Source organism: Methanothermococcus sp. (assembly GCF_015523155.1).
Taxonomy (GTDB): domain Archaea; phylum AGJL01; class Methanococci; order Methanococcales; family Methanococcaceae; genus Methanofervidicoccus.
This window is the reverse complement of record NZ_WAKW01000059.1, coordinates 1-5,436: the sequence shown is the minus strand read 5'-3', so window position 1 is coordinate 5,436 and position 5,436 is coordinate 1. Positions and strand designations below refer to the sequence as shown.

Annotated in this window: 4 protein-coding genes; all 4 read right to left on the bottom strand. The window is 28.0% G+C overall.

Annotated features, from left to right (window positions below; genetic code table 11):
* Positions 1–406 precede the first annotated feature (406 nt).
* The 4 genes from F7B34_RS06105 to F7B34_RS06090 all read right to left on the bottom strand — a co-directional run bounded on the left by F7B34_RS06105 (position 407) and on the right by F7B34_RS06090 (position 5,193).
* Positions 407–1,474 carry a methyltransferase gene (locus F7B34_RS06105; RefSeq protein ID WP_292460948.1) on the bottom strand — a complete coding sequence of 356 codons (1,068 nt, stop codon included), beginning with the start codon at positions 1,472–1,474 and terminating at the stop codon, positions 407–409.
* A gap of 38 nt (positions 1,475–1,512) precedes the next feature.
* Positions 1,513–2,949 carry a PQQ-binding-like beta-propeller repeat protein gene (locus tag F7B34_RS06100; RefSeq protein WP_292460947.1) on the bottom strand — a complete coding sequence of 479 codons (1,437 nt, stop codon included), beginning with the start codon at positions 2,947–2,949 and terminating at the stop codon, positions 1,513–1,515.
* Positions 2,950–3,246: 297 nt separating this feature from the next.
* Positions 3,247–4,359 (bottom strand): iron ABC transporter substrate-binding protein, encoded by a 1,113-nt coding sequence (locus tag F7B34_RS06095; RefSeq protein ID WP_292460946.1) that lies wholly within the window; start codon positions 4,357–4,359, stop codon positions 3,247–3,249.
* Between the two features lie 90 nt (positions 4,360–4,449).
* The gene (locus F7B34_RS06090) at positions 4,450–5,193 is read right to left on the bottom strand and encodes a P-loop NTPase (RefSeq protein ID WP_292460945.1); all 744 of its coding nucleotides are present in this window, start codon (positions 5,191–5,193) and stop codon (positions 4,450–4,452) included.
* Positions 5,194–5,436: the final 243 nt, after the last annotated feature.

The following is a 5,436-nucleotide window of genomic DNA, read 5'->3' as shown; positions in this document are numbered from 1 at the left end:
GCTACAAAATGCGAAGCATTTTGTTTAATCTCCTCGCTTCGCTCGAAGATAAGGGAGGGGATGAAAGCCGAAAATTATTTATATAACTATTCTCACAATATTTATTGCTACCGAAAAGAAAAGGTAGCCTAGGGCTGGGAAGTGCAGTGACGCCTGTGGAGACTACGGGTCGGAAGCAGGAAGCTCCGTCCGTAAGGACAGTAGTTCACAAGTAATCATTTGATATTATCTATTTTATTTTTTTTGACTTCCAATTTATGATGTATTATTTACTTTTCTCGAATATCATATTCCACCCTCATAATTTACAGTGATAACTTTTCCTTTCTTTATATTTGAACTTTATTATATAATGATTTATTATTTATGATAATCCATAAAATTTATGGTTAAGCATACAATTAATTTAAAGTTTTTTAGCAACAATCATTTTTGCTGGTGAATTGTCCTTAAATCCTAAAAGTTCTGGAATATATACAACTTCTAAAATTTTAAAGCCCAAATTTTCTAAGTATTTCAAATAATCATTAAAATTCAAATCCCCCTTAAATGTAAATCTTAATCTACTCTTTTCAAGTCCTGCAGGTTTGGAAAAGTTCCATTCCATATTGTTTAAATAGTCCTCAATACGTTCTTCCTTTTCTGAAAAAAACTGCTTATTTATGAATAATCCACCATTATTTAGAGCATTATAAACTTTTTTTGCTATATTGGGGTTTTTTCCTCCGGGATTGTAAGATGTAAAGATTATATCATAGTCATTTCCAATATCATTCTTATAAAAATCTCCTGCAATTGTTGAGACGTTTTTTGCATTATATTTTTCAATGAATTTTTTTGTTTCTTCAACAACATTTGGTAAATCAAAAACATAGCATTTTAGGTTTTTATTTAACATGCTAAATCCAATTGCATACAACCCATGTCCTCCAGCTAAATCAAGAAGTTTTTTGGCATTTTTAAACTCTTCATATTTTGAAATATAATTTAAAACCTTCTGTAATTCCCAGCATTTGCATTCATCAGCCATTCTTTTAACAACTTCTGGAAAAAAGTTATTAGTATTAGTTTTGGAAAAATTATCTTTATTTTTTAAAATATCAATTAAATTTTCCCAATTTTTGATATTTTCGAAGTAGTATGATATTGGATTAATTATACTGAACTTTGAACCTTTTTTTAAATATATATTAGCTGTTTCCGTATTTCGATACGTGGTATTGTCATTATATTTAACACAAGATTCAAGAATTCCGAGCTCAGTGAATATTCTCAACATATATTCGGTTAAAGTTAAATTTGTATTTAACATATCTGCCAAATCTTCCGCACTTTTAAAATCATTTAAATAATCAAATAAATTCAAATCTAATGCAGTTTTTAATAAATAAAAAATCCTTGTTTTTAAATAAATTTCATCAAAAAGTTTTAATATTTTTTCTGGACTTTCATTAGGGCATTTTAAAAGAGACATTTTATCACCAAAAAATAAAATTATATTGAATTATTCACTTATTTTGACTTATTTTTAATAATTAATCCTACAAATACTAAACAAATTATTATTAAGATTGCATATATGGTATATAAATTTATCGTGTTTTTATTATTGTTGGTATCTCCAATATTTGTATAAAAATAGTTAATTCCATCCCATAACTTAATAACAACATACTTTCCATCAGAACTCATATAAACATTATTAATTAATCCCTCATATAGTATGCCATTTGTAAGTTCTCTATATTTATAATGCCAGAGTATATCTCCTTTATTGTTGAATATAAAGATATCTCCATTGTTATACCATGCTAAGATATATTTTCCATCTGATGTTATATAAACTAATTTAACTTTTCCAGCAATGTAATTTTCTTCAAAACTCCACAATAAACTTCCCTTATTGTTATATAATAGCACTTTCGCTGAAACATTTCCTCCATAGGCAGATGATGTAGGAGGAGATCCAGTTCCTATAACAATATATTTTCCATCTGGTGTCATAGAAAATGCTGTAATAACATTCCCGCTGTATGTATGATTCTCCCATAGTAATTTACCTTTATTATTAAATACTAAAATACCACTACTTGATGGAATTATTTCCGGCTCTTCCCCACAGTATATGTCATAGATTACAGTGATATACTTATCATCAAAAGAGGTTTTTATTGAATCAACATCATACCAATTTGTAATCCATGTTATATTTTTAGATGTTGTATATTCATTATTTCCCATTACATAACTCCATAACAGTTTTCCATTGCTAATATTATAAACTTTCAAGACCGTTTTGTTATTATAATCTACTGAGAAGATATAACTTTCATTAGAACTTATATAGGATATTTTTGTAGTATTCCATAATAAATTACCTTCTCTGTTAAATAAATAATTTTCATTTTTACATTTTATAAGAATGTATTTTCCATCAGATATTAATGAGATAGAGTTAATTTTATCGCTTATATTTTTATGCCACAATACTCCATTTTTTTGATTTAAAAAATAAATGTTACTATTGTTATCCACTGCTAAGATGTATTTTCCATTATTAGTTATAAAAATTGAAGAGATATACTCTCTTAAACTATAACTAAAAACCATTCTTACAGATTTATTATTATTTTCAAATAGATAAATGTTATTTTTATTTCCTATTACGAGATATTTTCCATTAGGTGTCATAGTAAATGGACAATAGTAATTTTCTTTATAAATCCATATGATTTTCCCATTATTATTAAAGAGGTATATATAAAAGAGTTTATCAACTGTATGGTCATAAACTCCAACTGAGATATATTTTCCATCTTTGCTCATTAAAATTGAATCAATATGAATAAAATCACTACTATAACTCCATCCTCCACTTATATCTTCTCCAAATGTTATTGGCATATATAAAAAAATTCCAAGGAAAAGAATTAGTATTGAATATTTCATTAATGACCCCCCCCTTAATTTAAATAAAATAATAAAAAAAGTTAAAAGATTAAGCTATTTTACCATTCATTGGTATATACTATCAGACCATAATATTATTGGCCATCCTGTAATTGATGTATATCCAAATTTTCTTTCATATCTTGTTGGTGGATATGTATAATTATCATCACCATTAAAAAATTTTTGATTAATAATTTTTAAGGATACTTCTATATAAATATTACGGTATATTTTAATTATTATAAAGATAATTTTAAAAATAAAAATAGAAAATAAAAAAGATTAAAAATAAAATTATTCAAACTCCAATTTTTCAAATCCTCCTAATTTTTCTTTCATTGTATTGTAAACAGGTTTTCCTACAAGGAATGTATATATTTCATCTGCTTTCTGCTCTGGATTAATATCCTTAAATTCATCTGGATAAATTACTTTTCCCACATAATAGGCATCAGCCAATGCTGTGCCAATGTTTGTTGTGTAGTAGTTGTAAGGAAGAAGTCCATAAACATTTCCATCTTTAAATGCCTTTAATGAGTTGTAATATTCGGGATTTTTATTATAGTCTTCTCTAACAAGTTTTATGCCCCCTTCATCCACAAATATTATATCTGGATTCCACTTTAAGAGCTGTTCTTTTGTTATAAATACATGTCCTTCTTTATTTAACTCATCTACAACATTCTTTGCATTAACTGCCATAAATGGCGGATAATTACATTGCGTACTGTCAATTCCATGTATTCCTTTGAACCCTATTCCTCCAACATATACTGTTGGTTTTTTATCATCTGAGATATTCTTTGTTCTCTCGTTTAAATCAGTCTGGCAATCTTTTATAAATTTAACAACTTCTTTTGCTCTTTCTTCTTTGTCCAATATTTTTCCTGCGAGCTCTATGGAATCAAATAAATCTTCGTTGTTAAATGTTGCCAACTGCCCATAGCTTAAAACAACAACTGGAATTCCTGTTTTTTGTTGCAAATCATTTGCCTGTTCCTCTGTTATGTAGCATGCTAATAATACATCAGGCTTAACCTTAATAAGTTCCTCAGGGTTTGGCTTTGGATTAGGCCCTCCCTGTCCAATAGTTGGAAGTTTTGCCAATTCTGGATGGGCTATTCTATATGGTCTTCCATAGATACTCCATTTCTTCTCTGCATCTTCTACACCAACAACCTTGTCTGTTGCGTTTAAGTATGTAATTAACCTCAAACATCCCGGTCCTACACATACTATTTTATTTACTTCCTTTGGAACTTCAACTTCTCTTCCAAGCATATCTGTTATTTTTGTCTTTTCAATATTTTCATTTGCAGTCGTTTTTTTAGTAGTTTGCTCCATACATCCGCAAAACCCTACGGCAACGATTATAATTGTTAATAAACCCATTATTTTTTTTATCATATTTTCACCATTTTATATTAAATAGTATGAATAAAAATATGATATTATATAAATTTTTTGGTAATTATAAATATAAAAGAATAAAAAGAGTTATTTAGTTAAATACTCTACAATTTCATTAATTTCAGGTATTTCAGCATTTAATTCTTCTCCTTTTAATCCAAGTTTCAGGATGTCTTTATTATTTGGAATGATTCCTATTATTTTATCCTCATTAACCTTTTCTAGGATTAATCCCTTAGTTTCGTTATCCATTTTATTCACTATAAAATAAACCTTCTTACCCAATTTTTCTCCAATTTCTTCTATTTTTTTAGATAATCCTATGGATTCATATGTTGGGTCTATAACTCCCATAATTATATCACATCCCCCTTCAACACCCCTACCAAAATGCTCTATACCTGCCTCAGTATCCACAATAACAACTTCATTATCTTTTAAATTTAGAGATTTTAAAAATTCTCTCAATACATATCCCATAGGACAGGCACAACCTTCTCCAAAATCATGGATTTTTCCAATTGCTAAAAGTTTTATATTGTTTTTTTCTGTAATATAATCTTTTGGAAGGTTCTCAATTGATAGTTTATCAAATAACTTAATATCGCCTATTGATTGGGATTTTAACTTTTGCACAAATTCTTTTCTGCCCCCAAGATACTCTATAAAATCTTTTGGCATATCCGTACCTAATAGTTTGTGTAGGGCTAAATTTGACTCATCTCCATCGACAACTAAAACATTATATCCTTTTTTGGCAAATTCCTTAGCAATTAAAGTTGTTATTGAGCTTTTTCCACAGCCGCCCTTTCCACAGATTGATATCTTCATATTTATCACCTTTTAATAATATTTTATATTACTATTTGTGGCTATAGTATATTAAAATTGTTATTATTTATTATTATTATGATAAATTTTGTCGCATTTCCGAGCGAAGCGAAGGAAATATATAAATCCCGAAGGGATTTTGAGGATTCATCTCGTAGCGAAGTGGAGACCTAAAACTAACTTTTAAGTTTTCATCACTATTTTCAATACTAAATTAGAAAACCTTCGGTTTTTTGCTCGCTT

Excerpts from the sequence above, each read along its gene's own strand:
- F7B34_RS06105 (WP_292460948.1), bottom strand. The coding sequence starts at position 1,474 with ATGTCTCTTTTAAAATGCCCTAATGAAAGTCCAGAAAAAATATTAAAA.
- F7B34_RS06100 (WP_292460947.1), bottom strand. The coding sequence starts at position 2,949 with ATGAAATATTCAATACTAATTCTTTTCCTTGGAATTTTTTTATATATG.
- F7B34_RS06095 (WP_292460946.1), bottom strand. The coding sequence starts at position 4,359 with ATGATAAAAAAAATAATGGGTTTATTAACAATTATAATCGTTGCCGTA.
- F7B34_RS06090 (WP_292460945.1), bottom strand. The coding sequence starts at position 5,193 with ATGAAGATATCAATCTGTGGAAAGGGCGGCTGTGGAAAAAGCTCAATA.